Raw genomic sequence first — 19,786 nt, forward strand, 5'->3', positions numbered from 1 at the left:
ATGTCGGGCGAAGTTTATTCGGCCGTTTCCACCATCACGAATTCGCTGTCCGCTTCCGCGCGAATTTCCAGCCGACCGCCGCGTATGGCCAAACCGTCCCGAGCATCGACCGTTACTCCGTTCACTACCAACTTACCGCGCGCGGCCACCAGATAGGCGAGGCGATTTCCGGCGATGTCGTGCGTAATCGTGGCTCCCGGTACCATCGTAGCGCCGTAAACTCGGCCATCGGCCCGGATCGGCAGAGCATCACCGTCACCATCGTATCCGCTGGCGAGCACCTGCATCTGGCCGGTGCGGTCGGCCTTGGGGAAAGGACGCGCGCCCCAGCTTGGTTTGCCGCCGCGTTCCCTCGGCATGATCCAGATCTGGAATAGGCTGGTTTCGTCCGGCTCCAGATTATATTCGGCGTGCTGGATGCCGCTACCCGCGCTCATGACCTGAACGTCGCCTGCCTCGGTACGGCCTTCATTGCCCAGGCTGTCCTTATGCGTAATCGCGCCTTTCCTGACATAGGTGATAATTTCCATGTCGGCATGGCTGTGCGGCGGGAAGCCGGATTTCGCGGCGATATGATCGTCGTTCCAGACGCGCAGTGGGCCCCAGCCCATGCGGGCGGGGTCATGATAACTGGCGAAGCTGAAGTGATGGCGCGCGTCGAGCCAGCCATGGTTCGCAGCGCCGAGCGTGTCGAAGGCGCGCAATTCTACCTGGGCGAGTGTAGCGGTGTCGGTGGTCATATCGGGTTCTCCCACTGGGGTTGCCCGTCTTATATAGGAACCCTGTCAAGGGGCGGAAGATCGCGGGATCGCGTCCCGCAGATCGCACAGGTCCTGCCGCACGCGGGCGAGCGGTTCGGCGCGGTATTGCAGCGTTGCGGCAGTCACCGCATCGCTTGCCGCCGCGTAGATCTCAAGAAGTGCCGGACCGATCGGCTTTGCCGCGTCCACCCCGGCGCGCAGGGCGGATAGCGCCAGCAAAACACGGCACAGGGCAGCGGACCGGATGCTGCGCTGGGACCCGGCAATGGGACTGGCTGCCCGGTCGAGGGCGGCGATGGCCTCGCCAAGGCAAAGATGCACCAGCGCCGGACCGGAGGAACCCAGCACCAGCGCGTCCAGTTCCACCCGGCGGTAAGCGGCGGCGGCCCCATTTCGTGCGCCGTTGTGCGACCCGTTTTGAAGTTGTGTCATCAGGGTCATATCACTTGTCCGCGTTCCAGACCGCGATCTGGCTTTGCAGGAAGCTCAGCGTGGATTGCGATGCGTTTACGTTGCGGTCGGCGGCGGCGAAGGTCTTGGTCAGGCGTTCGCGCAAGCTTTCCTGCTGTTCGGCGATACGTGCAAGCTTGTCCTCAATCCGTTCCGACTGCGCATTGTAACGTGCTTCGGATCCGGCGAGGGAGCCGGGATCCTTGCGGCTTGCGGTGTTGCGGGCCAGCTTGTCGAACGTGGCATAGACCCCGTGAATGCCGGTGGTGAACATGGCGGCTGCCCCTTCCGGATCGGTGGCGAGCGTGGCGTTCAACCGGTTGCTGTCGAGCGAGAACGTACCGTCGCGGCCCAGCACAAGCCCCAGATCGCCCAGCGTATTGGGCGCGCCCGCCACGGCGTTCGGCATTACGACCGCGGTGGTCATGCTGGCAAAGGCCCGCTTCAGTGCCCGCGCGCCGGGATCGCTGCCCAGTTCCCCGCCAAGCGGTGCGGCGGCTTCGCGCAAGGTGCCGGTAATGTCGTTCAGCGCGGCGACGAAATCGCTCATCAGGCCGGCGATGTTTGCGGTGCGATCGCTGAAGCCAATCGTGGTCGGTGCGCCGATATTGGTTTGTTTTAACGTCAGCGACAGCCCGCCGGGCAAACCGGATACGGTGTTGGAGCCGGATGTCATTTCCACCCCATCCAGCAGAAATGCGGCATCGCCAGCCGTCTGTTTAAGCTGCCCGGTGTCCGACGATGGCTGCCAGTTGAGATAATCCAGCTCGCCAGCACGTGCGGCAGTACCGGGCAGGCGGGTCACGCCGCTCGGAGTGGTCTCGATTGTAAAACCGCCGGTCGCACCCTCATCGCCTTTCATGACCAGCTGCGCGCCGTTTGCGTTAGTGGCCACATAGGCGCGCACCGGACCGCCCGCCTGGTTGATCTTTGCCGCCAGCGTTTCCAGCGTATCGTCCGCCGTCACTGCTATCGACAGGGTGTTCTGGGAGGTGTCGGCGGTGAAATTCGCGCCCGCAACCGTACCGAAATTGATATCCAGCGTGCCTGCCCCGACAGTGGCCGCGCCGCTCGCATAGGTCTTGCTGGCCAACGTCTGCGATGCGGCGAGGCTGGTCACTTCCAGCGAATAGGTGCCTGAAGGTGCGCTGCCCGATCCCACCGACACATTGGCTACGGCGCTGTTGCCGATGGTGGCGGCAGGGGCCAGGTCGCCGCTGCGAACCCGGTCGCCAAGCGCGGTTGCCAGCTGGGTAAGCTGCCCGCGCAGCGCCGCGGCGGAGGAGATGCGCGTGTCCAGCGTCTCGCTCTGCTGCTCCAGCCGCGCCTTTTGTGCCATGAAGCGCGCTTCGGACAGGTCGCTTGCCAGCTGGACCATATCCACCCCGCTGCCTACCCCCAAAGTAGAGATGATGCGCGAGCCGGTGTTCTGTGTAGCAGTGGTTTCCATGCCCCCGAGAACGGCCGGGCGGGCCGCATGTTAAGGGCGTGCGCTATGCCGCCTTCAGTTTGCCGGTGGCATCGAATTGCAGCTCGACCGGTACGCTGACCAGGGGGCGGGCAATCGGGGTGCCGCGCTTCAGGGAAAACACAAAGGCAAGGATGCTGGCGATGGCGGCATAGAGTTCGGCGCGGATCACCTGATTTTCGCGGGTGGTGAAATACACCGAACGTGCAAGCGCCGGATATTCCAGCACCGGGATATCCAGCTCGCCCGCCAGTTCGCGCATCGCCAACGCCTTTTCATCGCGGCCCTTGGCCAGCACCACGGGCGCGGATGCAAGCTCCGGATCGTAAGTCATCGCGACCGAGAAATGGCTGGGATTGGTGAGGATGAACTGCGCCTCGCCCACCGCCTTCGCCACGCCGCCGCGCGCCATCTTGCGCTGCCGCTGGCGGATCATCATGCGTTTTTCCGGCGAACCTTCCGCCTGTTTGTCCTCGTCGCGCAGATCCTGCTGCGTCATCTTGAGCCGGCCCAGACGGCGCAGCAACTGGATCGGGAAATCGATCAGCGCGATCAGCGCAAGACCCACAGACAACAGCATCAGCAGCTGCGCCATCGCATCCCACGCGGCGCCAAGCTGCGCCACCAGATCGCCATCGCCAAGGCGCAGCAGCGGCATGACATTGTGATACGCCCACCACGCGGTCAGCCCGCTCAGCAGCACCAGCTTGAGGATGCTCTTGCCCAGTTCCACCAGACCCTGCGTACCGAACATCCGCTTGAAGCCATTGGCCGGATTGAGGCGCGATCCCTTGGGCGCGAGATTGCCCATCAGAAAACGCCCTTCGCCGAAGCCCAGTTGCGATGCGACGGTCGCGATCATGACCACGCCGCCCAGCGTCAGGATCGGCGGCAGGATCGAACCGAGCAGGCCGGTCATCAGCTGTTCGGGTGCGAAATAGACGATGCTGTCTCGCTCGAATTCGAACGCCGCGCGCGCCGCGCTGCCGACATTTCCGAACAGCCATGGTCCCGCCAGCATCAGCCAGACGCCCCCGACTGCCATCGATACCGCGGTGGCCAGCTCCTTGGAGCGCAGCACATCGCCCTTCTTTGCTGCATCCGCCTTGCGCTTGGGTGTCGGATCGAATGATTTTTCGCCGGCCTGATCGCTCATATCCGGGCGACCTCCGCCACCTGTTCGATGCCTGCGCGCGACAGTTCGACGAAGCGGTCGGTCATCAGCGGAAAGGAGATGATGAGCGCTACGAGCCCTGCCAGGATACCGGCGGGCAGGCCGAGCGCAAACAGGTTGAGCGACGGGGCCGAGCGGCTGACGACGCCGGTCGCCAATTGCACCAGCAGCAGCACCAGCGTGACGGGCAGCGCGATGGCAAGGCCGGTGGCGAACATGCGCGCGGCAAAGGCGGCAATCTGCGCGCCGTCTTCGGGCCGAAACGCGCCCGCACCCGGTGGCAGGCTGCGGTAGCTTTCGATGACGAGGTCGAGCCACAGCAGATGTCCGCCCACGGCAAGGAATACCAACGTCAGGACGATGCCGAAATATTGCCCCAAAGCGCCCGATTGCGATCCTGAGTTAGGGTCGATTGCGGTGGCAATGGCCATGCCCATGGTGCCCGAAATCAGTTCCGCCCCGATTACCGGCGCGGCGAATGTCAGTTGCAGGACGAAGCCCATCGCCAGTCCGATCAGCACCTCGCCCGCGATCGTTACCGCTCCCGGAAGCGAGAACAGATCCTGCGGCACGGTGACGGGAACCCAGGCGAGAATGAACACGCCCAGCGCACCCGCCAGCACGATGCGGACCTGCACCGGCACGCCTGCTGCGCCGAAGATCGGTGCCGCCAGCATGGCCGCGCCGCAGCGGATCATCACGAACAGTAGCATCCACAGCTGGTCCTCGATCCCGCCAAAGCCGAAATCCGGCAAAATCATGGCTGCGTCATCCGGAAATATCCGCGATAGCCGCGAAGATATCGGCGAAGAAATCGCCCGTTATGGTCATCATCGATGCGCCGAACAGGACCAGCACCAGCGCGATCATCCCCAGTTTGGGTACGAAGGTCAGCGTCTGTTCGTTTACCGAAGTTGCCGCCTGAATCACCCCGACCAGCAGCCCGACGGCAAGCGCCGAAAGCAGGATCGGCGCAGCGATCAGTGCCGTAACCCACAGCATCCGGTCGGCCAGTGCCAGCAGCGAAGCGGAATCGTCCATCATCATGCGAAGCTCCCCATCACGCGAAACTCATGGCGAGGCTGCCCATCAGCATGGCCCAGCCATCGACAAGCACGAACAAAAGCAGTTTGAATGGCAGCGACACGATCGTCGGGCTGAGCATCATCATGCCGAGGCTCATCAGCACGCTGGCCACCACCAGATCGATGACGAGGAACGGGAGGAACAACATGAAGCCGATCTGAAATGCCGTCTTTAACTCGCTGGTGACGAATGCGGGCAGCAGGATGGAGAACGGCACGGATTGCGGATTTTCGAACCTGCCGGCATCGGCGATATCGGCGAACATCACGAGGTCGTTCTGGCGGGTCTGCTTAACCATGAAGCCATGGAACGCGTCCCCCGCCGCCTCGATCGCCTGCTCCGCCTGCATCGTGCCTGCAGCATAGGGTTCGATCGCGGTGCGGTTCACCGTGTCGAGCGTGGGCGCCATGATGAACAGGCTGAGGAACAGCGACAGGCCAATGAGGACCTGGTTCGGCGGCGACTGTTGCAGGCCTAGCGCCTGGCGCAGGATCGACAATACGATGAGGATGCGGGTGAAACTGGTCATCATCAGCAGCAGTGCAGGCAGGATCGTGAGCAGCCCCATGAGGAGCAGGATCTGCAACGATAGCGACAAGGGCGCCTCGCCCCCTTCCGAAGCGCCGTCGAGCGCCCGTTCGAGCGCGCCGCCGATACTTGCCCCGGCGCCGGAACCCGCTGCGTCCTGAGCCAGCGCCAATTCGGGTTGGAAGGCCGCTGCGACCGCAACCGCAACAATGAAATACCGTTTCACGACGGGTTCTCCGCAATGACGGGCCTGCCGGGCGCGTCAGCCTCCGCGAGCCGGGTGAGGCCCTGCTTGGTGCTGCCGACAAGGATTTCCCGCCCGCGAAACTCGATCACGGCCAGCCTGACGCCGGGTGCGAGCAGGCTGGTTTCGACCAGCCGCACGGCCTTTTCCGCGCCGGGGCGGGCCAATTTGTCCTGCATCCGTTTCGACAAATACAGGCAGCCCCAGATCATCAGGCCGAGCAGCGGCAGCAGCAGTGCCAGTTTGAGAATATACCAGCCCATCAGCCGTTTCCGCCGCCGGACATGTGTCCGCCATCTTCGCCCGCCATATGCACGATGCGCAGCGCGAACCGCCCGTCATTGTTGACGATTTCGGCATGGGCGATGGTGCGGCCATTGACCTGTACGTCGAGCAATTCGTCGGTCATCCGGTCGAGCGGGACCACGCTGTCCTCCCCCAGCGCCATCACATCCTTCAGGCGCATGGTAGTCTGGCCCAGTTCGACCGAAACGCAGACATCGACGTCGCGCAAGAAGTCCAGCCCGCCAGCCGGCGCGGAAGCAGGAGCGGGTTTGTGCGGCGCGGCTTCGGCGGCGATGTCGCCCGCAATGTCGCCTGCAATATCGCCGGCAATATCAGTGGTCATGGTCGGTCCCCTTGGGTGGAAATTCTGGTCAGCCGCAGAGCGGCTCGGTCGTCGAAATTGCCGACCGTGCCATGCGCGATAATCCGTGCATTGCGCCCCCTGCCGCCAACCGTCAGCGGTACATCGCGGCGCAAGGGCAGCGGAATCTCGTCGCCGGGCGAGAGGCGCGAAAGACGCGACAGCGGTAGCTTGATATCCGCCAATGTCGCGCGCAGCGGTAAGTCGATCTCGCCGAAGATCGGGCTGGTTGTCGTGGTAGTCTGGTCCGTCTTGTCCAGAGCGGCGGATGGCGCGCTGTCTTCGGCGGCACGGAGCCAAGCCGATAGGCCGGGGACATCAGCAATCAGCCGGATGCTCCACGAGGCAGATGCGTTTTCATCAGGCGCGGCCCCAGCTTCTTCCGAAACCTCCAGCGTCAACACGAAACATTCCGCGATCCGCCCGAATGGCACGATCCGGGCGACGGCATCGCTACGGCGCACGAGCGAAACCGCATTGCCTTCGCCAAGGGCCGATCCGCAAGCGCGCGCCAGAACTGCGCCGAAGCGGTCCAGCATGAGATTGGCGGACATCGGCATGGTTTCCGGCAGGGGATCGGCGGTTTCGCCGGTTCCGCCAAACGCGCGGTCGCATAGCGACAGTGCAGCCGCGCCGCCTAGCGTCGCCACAATGGCATGCGGGCGGACGTCGTCTTCCAGCAGGAAATGTGCAGCCAGCGCGCCGCCGTCGGTCACGCAGACCGACGCGTCGGCGCGTTCCAGCTTGCAGGTCACGCGCGGGGCCTTGCCGCCCAACAGGCTGGCAAGCGGTTGTACCAGCGCGGCGGCAAATGCCTTGCCGAATGCTTCGGCGGCAATCGCAGGATCTGCGGCGGCGCGGGGTTCGCGCAGCAGCTCGGCACAATGCGCGGCCTTGGTCGGATGGGCGCGGTTCACTGGACGAGGTAGCTGCGGAAATAGATCGCATCGACGCCGCCAAAGCCTTCGCGTTCCGTCAAGACGCGGTTCGTGGCCTCGGCCAGACGCTTCTGCAGCTTCGCCTTGCCGGAAACCGAATAGGCATCGTCCTCGCTGGTGTTGGCGAGTTCTACCAGCATGGCGGATCGCACGGCCAATTCGTGCCGGTCGAGCCATTGCAGAACCCGCCCGTCATGCCGGGTGGAAGCAGCCAGGCTGACCTGCACGAGCCCGCTGGAATCCTTGAGGTTGGATGTAAAACCTTCTTCGAAATTGTAATAGACGGTGCGGTATTTGCTACCGCCTTCGCCATCGACTGCTTCGGATTGTTCCTTGTCAGTGCCTTCGGGGAAATAAGGGTCCTCGCTACCTTTTAGGACGAGGTGCGGCGTGTCCGGGCCATCATCTGCCGACGCGCTACCGATATAACCCATATGCATCGCGCCCGCTGCGCCGCCTGCACCCATCGCCAGCAATACGGCGCCCAGCAGCAGGGGTTTGAGCTTGCTCTTTTTCTTGGGGACGGCGGTGTCGGTTGCAGGCGAAGTCATGGGTCGGTTTCCTGTCGAAGTGTCGGGTGTGGATCAGAGATAAAGCGCGCGGTCGGCCTGTTCGTCCTGCCGGATAGCGATGTCGGGCGCGTGCCTGTCGATCGCCTTGTCGGGGGAGGCGGACACGTTCTCGGTAGGCTGGCGCGTGCCTCTGCCAGCTTCGCCATCACGGTCCTGCGCACGGCCCTGGCTGTCATTGGTGCTGGTGCCGCCATGCTGGCTGGCTGCGTCGCGCAAGGCCTCGGCCGCGCTGACACGCTCGGGTTGGGCGATCGTTGTGATCTGTGCAGCCTGCGCCAATGCGTGCTGCGCGGCGGGCGCGAAATCCGGGTCGGCGCTGGCGAGCGCGACTTTCATGATACCGGCAGCAGCGCCGGCAGCCGTTCCCAGCGCTTCCATCCGCATGGACACCGGACCGAATTCGGTGTGGTTCATGGCGAGCTGTGCGCGGCCACCCATGGCGGTTTCCCGCGCGGCGGCGAGGCGGTCTACCAGCCCTTCGAAATCGTGGGTCGGGGCGGCTTGTGCAGGTTGTGTAATGGGCTGGGACGTGGCGGAAGCGATCGGCGCGGGTTGCAGCGTGACGGACGGTGCCGGTTGCACTTGCGCCGGTGCTGCAACCGATGTTTCAGGTGCCGCGACGGTTACGGGGGCGGATGGTGCCGATGCGCCCTTCGGCGGCGTGGTCGCAGCGTCCATTACGCTGCCGCGCATATCCTTCAGCGCTGCGTACAAAGGGCCGGAAACAGCCATACCAGCAACCGCCAGCGTGGGCAGCGTGGGTGACGTGAGTTGCGCGGGTTGCGCGGGTGCCGCCCCGCCGGGTGTCGGAGCGTCGGCGGCGTGCGTGGTGGTCTGCTTGCCGCTTGCATCCACCGTGCGAACCACTTGCCAGGCGGCCTGCCGGAACCCGTCGATACTGGTGATACGAAAATCTGTGGGCATGCCTTTGGCATTGGTGGCCTTTGGCCCTCCAGCCTGACCGGCGGATTCTGCAACTTCCCCGATCTCACCCGATACGACAGGTGCGCGGTTCAGCAACGGCAGGGGAAAAGTCTTTGCGGCGGGTAGCGTTTCTGCATCGAACTTGGTTGGCGCATCATCTTCCGGTGCCGATATGGCTGGCGCCAATGCGGCAAGCGGCTGCGCGATTTTCGGCAGCGAAACCGGCAGGTCCGGCAACGTCTCTCCGCCGGGTGGCAATTCCTTGCCGGTTGCTGCCGGAAGCGCGGTCGCTGTCGGGGCCGGCGCATCGATTATCGCAGACCATTCGACGAGCGACGCGAAATCCACGCCATCATCGCTAGTTCCCGCTTCCTGCGCTAAAGCGGCGGTTTTCTGGGAGATTTCCGCGCCTTTTATTGGTGTGGAAGAAAGCAGATCAGGCAGGCTCGTCATGCACGGTTCCTCGTTCCGGCCCGTTCGGGCTGCGCGCCGGTTGCGCGCTTCGCTGGGTTATCCTTTGCCCTTCACGTTTCGTGCCAAGTCGCGCGCCAAGTCGCGCACCGCGTCGTCTGCCCGGTCTCGCAGCACGGTGCAGCGGTGGTCCGCCTGCGCCAGTCTGGTCGCCGCGAGCGTGGCTTCGCCGGCAGCGTCGCGGCTGTCCTGCGCGGTCTGCCGGATCAAGGCCGAAACCTGCGCGGTAAAGCTGGCGCTGGCGGCCAGGTCGGCCCCCGAAGCTGGGCCTGTCACCGGTTTGGGCGCAAGTGTTTCGCTGCGCCGGGCAAGCGTTTCCAGGCGGCGATGCCGGTCCATCTGCTCGGCTGCGTCGCGCATGGCCGTGGTGCGCTCGATCGCGCGCACGCGTTGCATGCGGCGCAAGCGCGCGATCCGCGCGGCGTCAGTGCTCTGCGTCATGTATGCCGTCCTGCGTCATCAGCGCGGCAAGCGCGTCGATACTGTCCGCAAGCGCGGCGCGTATGTCCACATCCTGCGACAGGAAGCGGGTGAGTGCGGGGTGCATCGCCATCGCGCGATCGACATCGGCGTCGGCCCCTTCGCGGTAAGCGCCCATCAGCACAAGGTCGCGATTGCTTTCGTAATCCGCGATCAGCGCACGAAATTGCCGCGCCGCAGCGAGATGTTCGGGCGCGGTGACTGCGGTCATTACCCGGCTCAGCGAAGCGGGCACGTCGATGGCGGGATATTGGCCGCGCTGTGCCAGTTCGCGCGACAAAACGACATGGCCGTCCAGAATGGCGCGCGCCGTATCGACCACCGGATCGTTGGCATCGTCGCCATCGGCGAGCACGGTATAAAGCCCGGTAACCGCCCCGCCGCTGCTGGTGGAATTGCCCGCCCGTTCGACCAGCCGGGTAATCGCAGCCAAAGCACTGGGGGGATAGCCGCGCGCTGCACCGGGCTCGCCCAGAAGCAACGCGATCTCGCGCGCTGCGTGAGCAACGCGGGTCAGGCTGTCCATGATGAGTAGCACGCGCTTGCCCGATTTGCGGTAATATTCCGCCAGCGAAGCGGCATATTGCGCCCCGCGCAGGCGCAGGTTGGGGGCATGGTCGGCGGGTACGGCGACCACGATGGTGCGCTTCGCCCGGTCCGCCTTGCCCGCGCCGCCCATATGCGCAGATACGAAATCGCTGACTTCGCGGGCGCGCTCCCCGATCAGGCCGACGATTACGATATCGGCCTCGGCCCCGTGTGCAATCATGTCGATTAGTACCGATTTGCCCACGCCGGACCCGGCTACGATACCCATACGCTGGCCCACGCCCATGGTGGTGAGCGCATCGATCGCGCGTACGCCGGTGGCGAATGGTTCCGCCACGCTTGCGCGCTCCAGTGCGGTTTCGCGCAGACCGCCCAAGGGCCACAGCCGGTCGCCCCGGATCGGCGGGCCGCCATCGATCGGCTGGCCGAGACCATCTACGGCGCGTCCCAGAAAGGCATCGCCAACCGGCACCTTGCCTGCTCGCCCGGACGCCCGGACCGGCGCACCGGGGGCCAGCATCACGCTATCGCCCAACATCATCATCAGGCTGTGGCGACCGCGAAAGCCGATGACTTCGGCTGTCAGCGTGGGCGCACCATCCTGCGGTTCGATAGTGCACAGGCTGCCGATGGGCGCCGGCTGGCCGGAGACTTCCAATAAACCGCCATCGCAGGATTGTACTCGCCCGCGCCGGACGGGATCGAGCGCCAGCCGGGCTTTGTCATGGCGTTTGAAATGGTGTTCGAGGTGCTCAAGCATTGTCGTCTGACGCGCGGCCAGTATCGGCTGCATCGCCTGTATTATCTTCGTCGCAATGGCCGCCCAAAGCATCGGCAATCGCGCGGCGCCATTCGGCGGGGCCGTCATGCACTTCGCCATCGGGGCCGGACAGCACCAGTGATCCACGCTCCAGCGTCTCGTCGATCTGCAATTCCAGCGATTCCAGGCAGTCGGGATCGAAGCAGTCGACATCGGCAGGATGCAGGCGCAGCGTCACATGGCCGCTATTTTCGCCCAGCCACCGCGCTGCTGCCTCACAGCGGGCAACCAGCCGCTCTCCGTCGAGCGCCAGCGGTTGCAAGGTGCGTTCGCACAACGCCGTAATCGTCGCGACCAACCGCTGCGACAGAGCCTTGCACGCGCTGTCGTCGGCCTTTTTCAAAGCGCAGGCGAGGCGTTCCCACCGGCCTTTCTCATCTGCGAATTCGGCTTCGGCCTCGGCTCGTCCAGCTGCTTTGGCTTCGGCCAGCGCGGCGGCATGGGCATCGTTTTGCGGCGGGGCTTCGGGCGCGGGGGCGCGGTCCCGGGCATAACGCCTGTCGGCCATGAAGGATTTCGCAAACGTGCCATCGCCTCGCCAGGCAGGCTGATCGTCCGCGGCTTGCGGATCCGGCACGATTTGCATGAAAGGCGCTGGTTCAAACAAAGTCGTCATCGCCCGCCCCGAAAGCAATTTCGCCGCTTTCGCCCAGTTTGCGAGCCAGCGCGATGATGGCTTTTTGTGCGGCTTTCACGTCCTCGCCGCGGATGCGCCCGCGCAGTTCCATTTCGTCACGCACGCCGTCGGCAGCGCGGGTGGACATGGCGCCGAACACCGGATCGCGGTCGTCTTCGGGAAGACCCAGCAGCGCGTCTATCAGCTGTTCGCCATCCACGTCGCGGATGAGGCGGCCCATATCCTTAGGGTCCAGTTCCAGCACCATCGCGAATGTAAACATTTCCGCTTCGATCTTGCGGGCGAGATCGGCGTCGCGTTCGCCGATCGCCGGCACCACGAGCGTGGCCACGCTGGCGGCGGCGTTGTTGATAAGTTCGGCAGCCTCGCGCGGGCCGCCCATGGTGAGCGCGGCCTTGCCAAAACGGGCGGCGATGCGCGCAGCCAGCAATTCGTCGAGCATCTCGACTGCGCTGGCGGATACAGGACCAAGCCGCGCGACCCGCTCTACCACTTGCGACTGGGTGGCAGCCGGCAGTTTACTGAGCACCTCGGCGGCCGGTTCCGGTTCCAGCAACAGCAGGAGCACGGCGATTGCCTGCGGATGTTCGCCATCGACCAGCGACAGGATAATTGAAGGTGCGAGCCAGCGCGCCAGTTCGAGCGAGGCGTTGGCCGTGGTGGGCGCGATGCGGGCCATCAGGCTGTCCGCTTTCATCTCGCCCAGCGCGCGGGTCATCGTGGTGTGCACCTGGCGCTGGCGGTTATACGCAGGTAAGGCCTCGTTATCGGCGCTGGCAATGAAACCGGCGATAGCGCTCTCAATGCGGTCGGGTCCGATTTCTCCCATCGCGCACATCGTTTCGCCGACGCGCTTCAGCTCGTCAGGTTCGAGTTTGGCGAGTACGGCGGCTGCTTCCTCGTCGCCCAGTAGCATCACGATAACGGCGGCGCGTTCGGCCTCGCTATTGATGCCCGCAGCGGTCGATGCTGGCGCGGCGGTCATGCGGCGGGCTCCGCCAGCATCCGGCGCAGGGCGGTGGCGGCGCGGTCTGGTTGCTGCGTCGCTAGCGAGCGGGCAAGTGCCACCTGTTCGCGCAAGGCATCGTTATCGCGTGTGGCACCCGGCGGTGCCGGGTTAGACGCCTGAAGCTCGCCCCCATCGACTGGCCCATCTACGGGCGCTGCAACATCGCCTTGTTCGGCAGTATCATCGCGCTTGAGCGCTCGGACCATCGGGCGGACGCCGAACCAAAGCGCCAGAATGACGGCAATCAGCGCCACCGCGTTGCGCAGGATGGCGGCAAACCAGCTTGTCTCGTAAAATGGCGGTTCGGTAACTACGAGCGGGTCGAACTTGCCCGTTACCACGGTGACCTTGTCGCCTCGCTGATCGTCGGCACCAACTGCGCTGGCAACAAGGGTTTCGATCTGTTTGGGCGTAACCGGGGCGATCTGGGCCATCGCCTCCTTGCTGAGCGCGACCGCGACCGACAGGCGGCGCACGGTGCCGGGACCATTGCTGGATACCGCAACCTCGCGGCCAAGTTCATAAGTACGCCGCGCGGTGCTGTCGCTGTCGGTGGTGCCGGCAGCGCCAGCCGCATCGGTGCCTTCCGGCGCGCCATCCACCAGCTCGCCCGCTGGTGGCGGGGTGTTGGCGGTGACGCCGGGAATGCCGGCTGCGGCGGCTGCATCGGCGCGGCTCGATCGCATTTCGGTCTCGGACCGGATCACGCCTTCCTTGTCGTAGGTTTCGCGCGCGCTGGTCTGTTCGCTCATGTCGAGATCGACCTGCACTTCGGTGGAAAAATTGCCTTCGCCCAGCATCGGGACGAGCAGGCTGGCGATCTGCAGCCGCAGTTTTTCCTCATGGTCGGCCTGCATCTTCAAGCGGTCTGTCCCGGCATCGGCAGTGGCGGAAATCAGGCGGCCATGCTGGTCGACCAGTTTCACCGCATCCGCCGTCATGCCGGGAACGGATCCGGCGACGAGGTTTACAATAGCGGAAACCTGCGGCGGGGTCAGGCTGTGGCCGCGCGACAGGCGCACCATCACACTGGCGCTGGGGGCGGTGTTCTCGCGCACGAAAGCGGACCGTTGCGGCGTGGCGAGATGCACGCGCACCGCTTCCACCCCGTCGATCTCGCCGATGGTCAGCATCAGTTCGCGTTCGCGCACTTGCCGCAGGCGCTCCCCTTCCAGGGTACGGCTGGCGCCAAGGGGAATGTTGTTGAGCATCTCGCTGCCGGTTTCGGGCGCGGCAAGGCCGCCTTCCGATGCGACCAGCATCCGGGCGCGATAAAGGTCGTCCTCCGCCACGCTGAGCATGCCGGTTGCGTTATCGATGTCGTAGTCAATCCCGCCGGTTTCCAGCGTTTCCACCACGCTTGCGCGCTCACCGTCGGACAGGCTGGTATAGAGCACGCGGCTCGGCCCGGTGGCGAGCGTCATCCACATGGCCGCCACCACCGCCAACGCGCCGATCCCGGCAATCGCGGGCAGGGCCTTGCGAATGGCGGGCTGCGCGAAGAACGCCCCAGCCTTTTGGCGGGCGGCGTCGGTGCCGCCAGTCAGCGGCATGGCGGGAGTGGTCTGGGAAAGCACGTCGGCCATCTATCAGACCCCCATCCGCATGATGTCTTGATAGGCGTTGAGCAGCTTGTTGCGGACCTGCAGCGTGGCTTCGAAAGCGACGCCGGATTCCTGCCGCGCCAGCATGACCTGCGCGATATCGGTCACTTCGCCGCGTTCGTAGGCGGCGGTCATTTCCGACGATTTCAGCTGCGTCTGCTTGACCGTGTCGAGCGCATTGTCGAGCGTATCGGCAAAGCCGCCGCCCGCAGGTTTGGCCGTATCCACCGGTGCCGGCGATCCGGCGGCTCCGGTGCTCCCGGCATCACGCAGGCCGCGCAGCGCGTCGGACTGGTCCACGATTTGCTGGCGCATAGCGATAACCTGCTGGAGGCCCGCTGCACCCGCTCCGCCGATTGCGCTCACCGTACAGCTCCGGCGCTGACGCGGGGCTGCTGAGCAGCCGCGTTATCCAGGGTTCCCGCTTCACGCATGGCGGCCATGCGGTAGCGCAAGGTACGCTCGCTGATGCCGAGCTTCCGCGCTGCTGCGCCGCGTCTGCCGCCGGTCAGTTCCAGCGTATCGAGAATGGCGCGCGTTTCGGAATGGCGGGCGATGTCGGACAGCTGGTTGCCGTCTGCCAGCACTGGCGGTGCGGCATGCTCTATAGTACCCAGTCTGCGAACGGCGGTGTCGAAGCGGATGTGTTCCGCATCGATCGATAATGTATCGCCTGCTAGCAGCAGCGCGCGGCGCACAACGTTTTCCAGCTCGCGCACATTCCCGGGCCAAGCATGCGCCGCCAGTTTCGCCAGTGCCGCTTCGGTCAGGAACGGCACGGCGCCTTCCGCCGGGCAGTGGCGCAGGATCATGGCGAAGGCGAGCGGGGCGATATCCCCCTTCCGGCTGCGCAGCGCCTCGATCTGCAGGGGGAACACATTGAGGCGGTAATAGAGGTCGGCGCGAAAGCGGCCCTCGGCCACTTCGGTGGGAAGATCGCGATTGGTGCAGGCAATGACGCGGATGTCGACCGGCACCGGCTTGGTCGCGCCCAATGGCACCACTTCGCCTTCCTGCAGGGTCCGCAGCAGTTTCGCCTGCAACGCAATGGGCATTTCGCCGATCTCGTCCAGCAGCAGCGTGCCGCCATCGGCTGCGCGGACGAAGCCCTCGGCAGCTTCGGTCGCGCCGGTATAAGCGCCTTTCTTGTGCCCGAACAGCAGCGCTTCCAGCATGGTTTCCGGCATCGCCGCGCAGTTGATCGCCACGAACGGCCCGGACTTACGGGCGGAATGTTCGTGGATGAAGCGCGCGAGCACTTCCTTGCCCGTGCCCGTCGGCCCTTCCACCAGCACGGGAATATCCGATGCTGCAACCCGTCCGGCCACCGCCATCATGGCGAGGCTTGCCGGATCCGCGCAGACCGGCTGGCCGGGCGCAGTGGCCGCGGCATGCAACGCGGCGAGCGGCCCGGTACCGGCGGCATCGTCATAGGCAAGTGCGAATTTCGCAGGGGCGAGGCGGGTGAGGCGCGATTGCTCGCCCCGGGCCAATGTCACGACCTGCCCGCCCGGCAGCGAAGCAGGGCGTTCGGCGGTGTCATAAAGCCTGCACGAACCATCGCCCGGACGGCTTTCCAACTGCGCGACGCCAGCCGCGCACAGCCCGCCATGATTATTTTTCGCGGTCTCGCTGGCAGTAATATCTTGCATCGTCCGGCCCCTTGTTAACCCTCTTGACAAGCAGGCTTTGGGGGGTGAGCGACAAACGGGGCGGTAATTTAAGCCCTGGTAGGATTACCTAGCCGGATTCCGGCCTGTCGATCCTCCTGTCCCTTAATCGCGGCGGGGCCGGCCCGTCCTTTGTTGTGACTGCCGCAGCATTTCGCTTCCCCGGCATCACCTGAACAACCGCATACCAACCAGGAGCATACCAATGGCTGTAATCAACACGAATATCTCCGCCCTCCAGGCTTCCAACGCCAACACCAAGGCCGACATGATGATGGGCCAGGCAATGGAGCGCCTTTCCACCGGCAAGCGCATCAACGGCGCGAAAGACGACGCCGCCGGCCTCGCCATCGCCACCACCATGACATCCGACATCCGCGCCATGAACCAGGGCATTCGTAACGCCAATGACGGTATTGCGCTGGCCCAGACGGCAGAAGGCGCATTGGACGAAGTGACCAACATGCTGCAGCGTGTCCGCGAATTGTCGGTGCAGAGCGCCACCGACACCTACTCCGCCGATGACCGCGGCTATATGGATGCCGAAGTAAAGCAGTTGCAGGCCCAGATTACCGACGTTCTGGCCAACACGAAGTTCAACGGCGTCGATCTGTTCAGCACCACGGCAGGCACCGACGTGGCGCTTAACATCGCCACCGACGCAACACAGAGCGTGACGCTGACCAGCAAGGCGATCGACGGCACGAACTTCGCCGGGGCAGCGCTCGACGTGACCACCACGGCCGCCGCCGCCACGACGATTACCAATGTCGATCTGGTGCTGGACGATGTCAGCGCCACCCGCGCCACACTGGGTGCCGGACAGAACCGCCTGGAAAGCGCGATCAGCAGCCTGACCACGCAGTCCACCAACCTGTCCGACGCCCGTAGCCGGATCGTGGATACGGACTACTCCGCAGAAACGACCGCACTGGCCAAGGCGCAGATCCTGAACCAGGCGTCCACCGCGATGCTGGCACAGGCCAATCAGAGCCAGCAGAACGTGCTGTCGCTGCTGCGGTAATTCGCAACGGAACAGATAGTTCGCAAACGAAAGGAAAGGTCCGGGGCGCAAGCTTCGGGCCTTTTCCCGTGTGCCATGTGCCGCCGCGGGGTGCTCAGTGCCTGACGGGGCCTCGGACGGAACGAATTCGCGCCGTACCGTTGATAGGCAGGTTCCCCACCGCTCCAACTATCGGCCTTTCTGTCATGACCAATGTTTCATTCTCTCCGCGCGGGGCAACCATGTTGCTGCTCGCTTTCGCGATGGGGCTGTCGGCCTGCTCCCCTCTTGGCGCGTTCGACGCTCTCGTCCCCAAGGACGGGGACGCGCAGCAGGCTGCCAAGAATGTGTCCTTCGGACCCGTCGAGCGTCAGAAATTGGACATCTACCGGCCCGCCAAGGCGCGCTCGGATGCGCTACAGACCGACCTGCCGGTGATCGTCTTCATTCATGGCGGTTCGTGGAAGGACGGCTCGAAAGATGGATATTCGTTCGTCGGCCGGGCGCTGGCATCGCGCGGATTTCTGGTCATCGTTCCCAATTACCGGCTAGTGCCTGACATTCAGTACCCGGCCTTTCTGCAAGACAATGCAGCGGCGGTGGAATGGGTGATCGACAACGCTGCCGCCTATGGCGGGGACCCATCGCGCATCGTGCTGGTGGGCCATTCCGCCGGGGCATACAATGCGGCCATGCTTGCACTCGATCCGCGCTGGCTGGGTAACAGGCGCGAGAATGTCAGTGGTTTCGTGGGGCTTGCCGGTCCGTATGACTTCCTGCCGCTGGACGGGCCGGTAACCAAGGCGGCTTTCGGCAACGAACCGCAGCCGGAAACCACTCAGCCGATCGAATATGCGAGCGCGGACGACCCGCCGGTGCTCCTGCTGCACGGCGCGAAGGATACGACCGTGGACCCGAAACACAGCGCGATATTGCGTGATATGCTGTCGCAGGCGGGAGCGGAAGTGACCCTTAAAACCTATCCGGAAGTCGGTCATATCGAAATATTGACCGCTCTTTCCCGTCCTTTCCGAGGCAAAGCACCAGTGCTCGACGACACAGCCGCGTTTGCGGATGCGGTCACGCGACCTCGTTAAGTTAAATTGCGAGGTGTTGTCCGGTTGGCGAGGTTAGGCTCGTAGCCCTTCGCCGAAACGCAGCGGGCTATCGTTTGTCTTGTCCAACAGCAACTTCATTATCCGCGAGTTACGAAGGTCTGCTGGATCGCCCGTCACCAGTATTTCCTTTGCCTCCACCCGCGCAACCACATGCGCCGTTTCCTACCCGCGCGAAAAAGGCTGTTTAGCTGGGCCGGTCGCGCGCACGCGTAGACGATGGCACGAGAGTGGGGAACGTTTCCGGCATCGGTTCGCTCCGCAAGGGTAGAAAGGAACCGGATCAGTTAGGTAGAATGGGGGTGTATGAAACCCTTCTATCGTGCGGCTGACGGTATTTTGAATGCAAAATCAAGGTGAAACCGATTGCGAAACCAGCGAGTTTTTTCTATAGTTTTACTCTATAAATAAGCAATTAGGTTTTGCCGTAAATGTCAGATTATAAACGAATCGTTTCCTGATCGTACAATGCAGTTGTTCGGACATGACAAAGGATCAAAAGAAATTAACGAATAAAGGTCTTATGGAAACGCAAGACCTAATGCGGAATTTGATTAATACGGCAAAGCATAATCCAGATAAATACGAAAAATTGTTGAACGTATTAAATTCAAAAGAATATCGGACTCCTTCCGTTGCTTCACTTGCGTTTGCACGTATAAAACGCACTACGGCACAAAGATTCCGTGCATTGCAAGAGGCTATTGCCCCAAGTTCCGGCGGAAAAATTTTTTTCAAGAAATCAGAAGAGTATCGTAAGGCTAAACGCAACGTATTATGGGCTTCAAGCGTCACGTTACTACTTTCTTTCGCGACTGGAAATGAAGTTAAGGCGCCTGCTCTTGACATCAGTTTGGCGATTGCTCCCCTTGCGGTGTCTTTTATGATCTATACAGTTTATCTGTTAATAGCATACCACCACGAGCAGTACATCCTGTCATCTTCTCATTCTGATATAGCGATTGGTATGAAATCAGGTAGCAATAATCACGATGCAAATGAGGCAGGATTTGCTAGTTCAGCTGAGAAAATGCTTCGCGAACAGCTCGAAGAAATTGGAAAGAAATTATCTTATTGGAATCAAGCATTAGAACAAGCACCAGCAGAAAGTGAAAACCGAAGCGCAGTAATGGAGGCGATGGTGAATGCCCAAGGCCTATTCTCTCCAATTATACAAGCTGTAGATTCTTTACAAGAAATGCGTCTATCTTGGCTTGGCGCGCAAGATCATGTACCTCATGGTCACGACATCGATTATTTAGCCAGTATTTCAAAAGCTGAAGCCGCTGAAACTGAACTTCGTGAACTTAACGAACCTGTGATGAGCAATCTATCAAATGCATTAGGTTTGGTTCCAGCTATTGATGAGCGGACGGCGCGAAATATGGTTGAAGGAAATAATTCTCACATTGAAGAACTGAAAAAGGCGATGTCCGCGATAACTATTAGGATAGATGAAATGACCCGTATTAGTTCAAGGTTAAATCGCCGAGATAGACAAGTTTTTAGTTTTCATGACATCCTAGTGCCTTACGGGCTAGCGATTGCTGCGCTAACATCTAGTGGGATTGCTCATGCTGATGCAATAATATTATTTGTGGATGAGACCGTGCAAAAAGTGGCCTAGATTATTTTGA

The 19,786-nt window shown here is 62.9% G+C and carries 22 protein-coding genes; 3 read left to right on the plus strand and 19 right to left on the minus strand.

The annotated features are described in order from the left end of the window. Window positions 1–14: 14 nt before the first annotated feature. From HME9302_RS01490 to HME9302_RS01580, 19 genes are read right to left on the minus strand one after another with little or no spacing between them, the layout of a single operon-like run. Complete coding sequence (locus HME9302_RS01490; protein ID WP_115365537.1) at window positions 15–740, minus strand: pirin family protein; 726 nt, start codon at window positions 738–740, stop codon at window positions 15–17. 45 nt (window positions 741–785) lie between these two features. Beyond that, window positions 786–1,193 carry a flagellar protein FliS gene (locus tag HME9302_RS01495; protein ID WP_181815647.1) on the minus strand — a complete coding sequence of 136 codons (408 nt, stop codon included), beginning with the start codon at window positions 1,191–1,193 and terminating at the stop codon, window positions 786–788. 10 nt (window positions 1,194–1,203) lie between these two features. Further along, window positions 1,204–2,661, minus strand: a complete 1,458-nt coding sequence (gene fliD / locus HME9302_RS01500; RefSeq protein WP_115365539.1) for a flagellar filament capping protein FliD — start codon at window positions 2,659–2,661, stop codon at window positions 1,204–1,206. A gap of 43 nt (window positions 2,662–2,704) precedes the next feature. Further along, entirely contained in the window at window positions 2,705–3,835 is a 1,131-nt protein-coding gene (locus HME9302_RS01505; RefSeq protein WP_115365540.1) for an EscU/YscU/HrcU family type III secretion system export apparatus switch protein, read from the minus strand. After that, window positions 3,832–4,614: a flagellar biosynthetic protein FliR gene (fliR, locus tag HME9302_RS01510; RefSeq protein ID WP_115365541.1), complete on the minus strand. Its 783-nt coding sequence runs from the start codon at window positions 4,612–4,614 to the stop codon at window positions 3,832–3,834. Before fliR ends, HME9302_RS01505 begins: the two co-directional genes overlap by 4 nt. A gap of 7 nt (window positions 4,615–4,621) precedes the next feature. Further along, window positions 4,622–4,894 carry a flagellar biosynthetic protein FliQ gene (locus HME9302_RS01515; RefSeq protein ID WP_115367384.1) on the minus strand — a complete coding sequence of 91 codons (273 nt, stop codon included), beginning with the start codon at window positions 4,892–4,894 and terminating at the stop codon, window positions 4,622–4,624. Window positions 4,895–4,913: 19 nt separating this feature from the next. Further along, window positions 4,914–5,693: a flagellar type III secretion system pore protein FliP gene (gene fliP, locus HME9302_RS01520; RefSeq protein WP_115365542.1), complete on the minus strand. Its 780-nt coding sequence runs from the start codon at window positions 5,691–5,693 to the stop codon at window positions 4,914–4,916. Continuing rightward, window positions 5,690–5,974, minus strand: a complete 285-nt coding sequence (locus HME9302_RS01525) for a flagellar biosynthetic protein FliO (RefSeq protein WP_115365543.1) — start codon at window positions 5,972–5,974, stop codon at window positions 5,690–5,692. Before HME9302_RS01525 ends, fliP begins: the two co-directional genes overlap by 4 nt. Further along, complete coding sequence (locus HME9302_RS01530; RefSeq protein ID WP_115365544.1) at window positions 5,974–6,339, minus strand: FliM/FliN family flagellar motor switch protein; 366 nt, start codon at window positions 6,337–6,339, stop codon at window positions 5,974–5,976. The genes HME9302_RS01525 and HME9302_RS01530 overlap by 1 nt, the downstream gene beginning before the upstream one ends. After that, window positions 6,336–7,274 carry a FliM/FliN family flagellar motor C-terminal domain-containing protein gene (locus tag HME9302_RS01535; RefSeq protein WP_115365545.1) on the minus strand — a complete coding sequence of 313 codons (939 nt, stop codon included), beginning with the start codon at window positions 7,272–7,274 and terminating at the stop codon, window positions 6,336–6,338. The genes HME9302_RS01530 and HME9302_RS01535 overlap by 4 nt, the downstream gene beginning before the upstream one ends. After that, complete coding sequence (locus HME9302_RS01540; protein ID WP_115365546.1) at window positions 7,271–7,846, minus strand: flagellar basal body-associated FliL family protein; 576 nt, start codon at window positions 7,844–7,846, stop codon at window positions 7,271–7,273. Before HME9302_RS01540 ends, HME9302_RS01535 begins: the two co-directional genes overlap by 4 nt. Window positions 7,847–7,879: 33 nt before the next feature. Next, on the minus strand, window positions 7,880–9,244 hold the full coding sequence (locus HME9302_RS01545; RefSeq protein WP_115365547.1) for a hypothetical protein: 1,365 nt from the start codon (window positions 9,242–9,244) through the stop codon (window positions 7,880–7,882). Window positions 9,245–9,301: 57 nt separating this feature from the next. Further along, the gene (locus tag HME9302_RS01550; RefSeq protein WP_115365548.1) at window positions 9,302–9,703 is read right to left on the minus strand and encodes a hypothetical protein; all 402 of its coding nucleotides are present in this window, start codon (window positions 9,701–9,703) and stop codon (window positions 9,302–9,304) included. Next, window positions 9,687–11,051, minus strand: coding sequence for a FliI/YscN family ATPase (locus HME9302_RS01555; protein WP_115367385.1), 1,365 nt, complete (start codon window positions 11,049–11,051; stop codon window positions 9,687–9,689). Before HME9302_RS01555 ends, HME9302_RS01550 begins: the two co-directional genes overlap by 17 nt. Then, complete coding sequence (locus tag HME9302_RS01560; protein ID WP_147270741.1) at window positions 11,044–11,697, minus strand: FliH/SctL family protein; 654 nt, start codon at window positions 11,695–11,697, stop codon at window positions 11,044–11,046. Before HME9302_RS01560 ends, HME9302_RS01555 begins: the two co-directional genes overlap by 8 nt. Window positions 11,698–11,710: 13 nt before the next feature. Next, a complete protein-coding gene (locus tag HME9302_RS01565; protein WP_115365550.1) occupies window positions 11,711–12,733 on the minus strand; it encodes a flagellar motor switch protein FliG in 1,023 nt (340 codons plus the stop codon). After that, a complete protein-coding gene (fliF, locus tag HME9302_RS01570) occupies window positions 12,730–14,343 on the minus strand; it encodes a flagellar basal-body MS-ring/collar protein FliF (protein ID WP_115365551.1) in 1,614 nt (537 codons plus the stop codon). Before fliF ends, HME9302_RS01565 begins: the two co-directional genes overlap by 4 nt. A 3-nt stretch (window positions 14,344–14,346) precedes the next feature. Further along, window positions 14,347–14,727 carry a flagellar hook-basal body complex protein FliE gene (gene fliE / locus HME9302_RS01575; protein ID WP_115365552.1) on the minus strand — a complete coding sequence of 127 codons (381 nt, stop codon included), beginning with the start codon at window positions 14,725–14,727 and terminating at the stop codon, window positions 14,347–14,349. After that, window positions 14,724–16,013 carry a sigma-54 interaction domain-containing protein gene (locus HME9302_RS01580; RefSeq protein WP_115365553.1) on the minus strand — a complete coding sequence of 430 codons (1,290 nt, stop codon included), beginning with the start codon at window positions 16,011–16,013 and terminating at the stop codon, window positions 14,724–14,726. Before HME9302_RS01580 ends, fliE begins: the two co-directional genes overlap by 4 nt. A gap of 223 nt (window positions 16,014–16,236) precedes the next feature. Between HME9302_RS01580 and HME9302_RS01585 the strand changes: the two genes are divergently transcribed. The 3 genes from HME9302_RS01585 (at window position 16,237) to HME9302_RS13085 (ending at window position 19,776) form a co-directional block, all read left to right on the plus strand. Beyond that, on the plus strand, window positions 16,237–17,055 hold the full coding sequence (locus HME9302_RS01585) for a flagellin N-terminal helical domain-containing protein (RefSeq protein WP_115365554.1): 819 nt from the start codon (window positions 16,237–16,239) through the stop codon (window positions 17,053–17,055). A 185-nt stretch (window positions 17,056–17,240) separates the two neighbouring features. Then, window positions 17,241–18,131, plus strand: a complete 891-nt coding sequence (locus tag HME9302_RS01590; protein ID WP_230079826.1) for an alpha/beta hydrolase — start codon at window positions 17,241–17,243, stop codon at window positions 18,129–18,131. Window positions 18,132–18,633: 502 nt separating this feature from the next. Beyond that, window positions 18,634–19,776, plus strand: a complete 1,143-nt coding sequence (locus tag HME9302_RS13085; protein ID WP_147270742.1) for a hypothetical protein — start codon at window positions 18,634–18,636, stop codon at window positions 19,774–19,776. The last annotated feature ends 10 nt before the right edge of the window (window positions 19,777–19,786 follow it).

It is taken from the genome of Alteripontixanthobacter maritimus (genome assembly GCF_003340475.1).
In the GTDB taxonomy this organism is placed as follows: Bacteria; Pseudomonadota; Alphaproteobacteria; order Sphingomonadales; family Sphingomonadaceae; genus Alteripontixanthobacter; species Alteripontixanthobacter maritimus.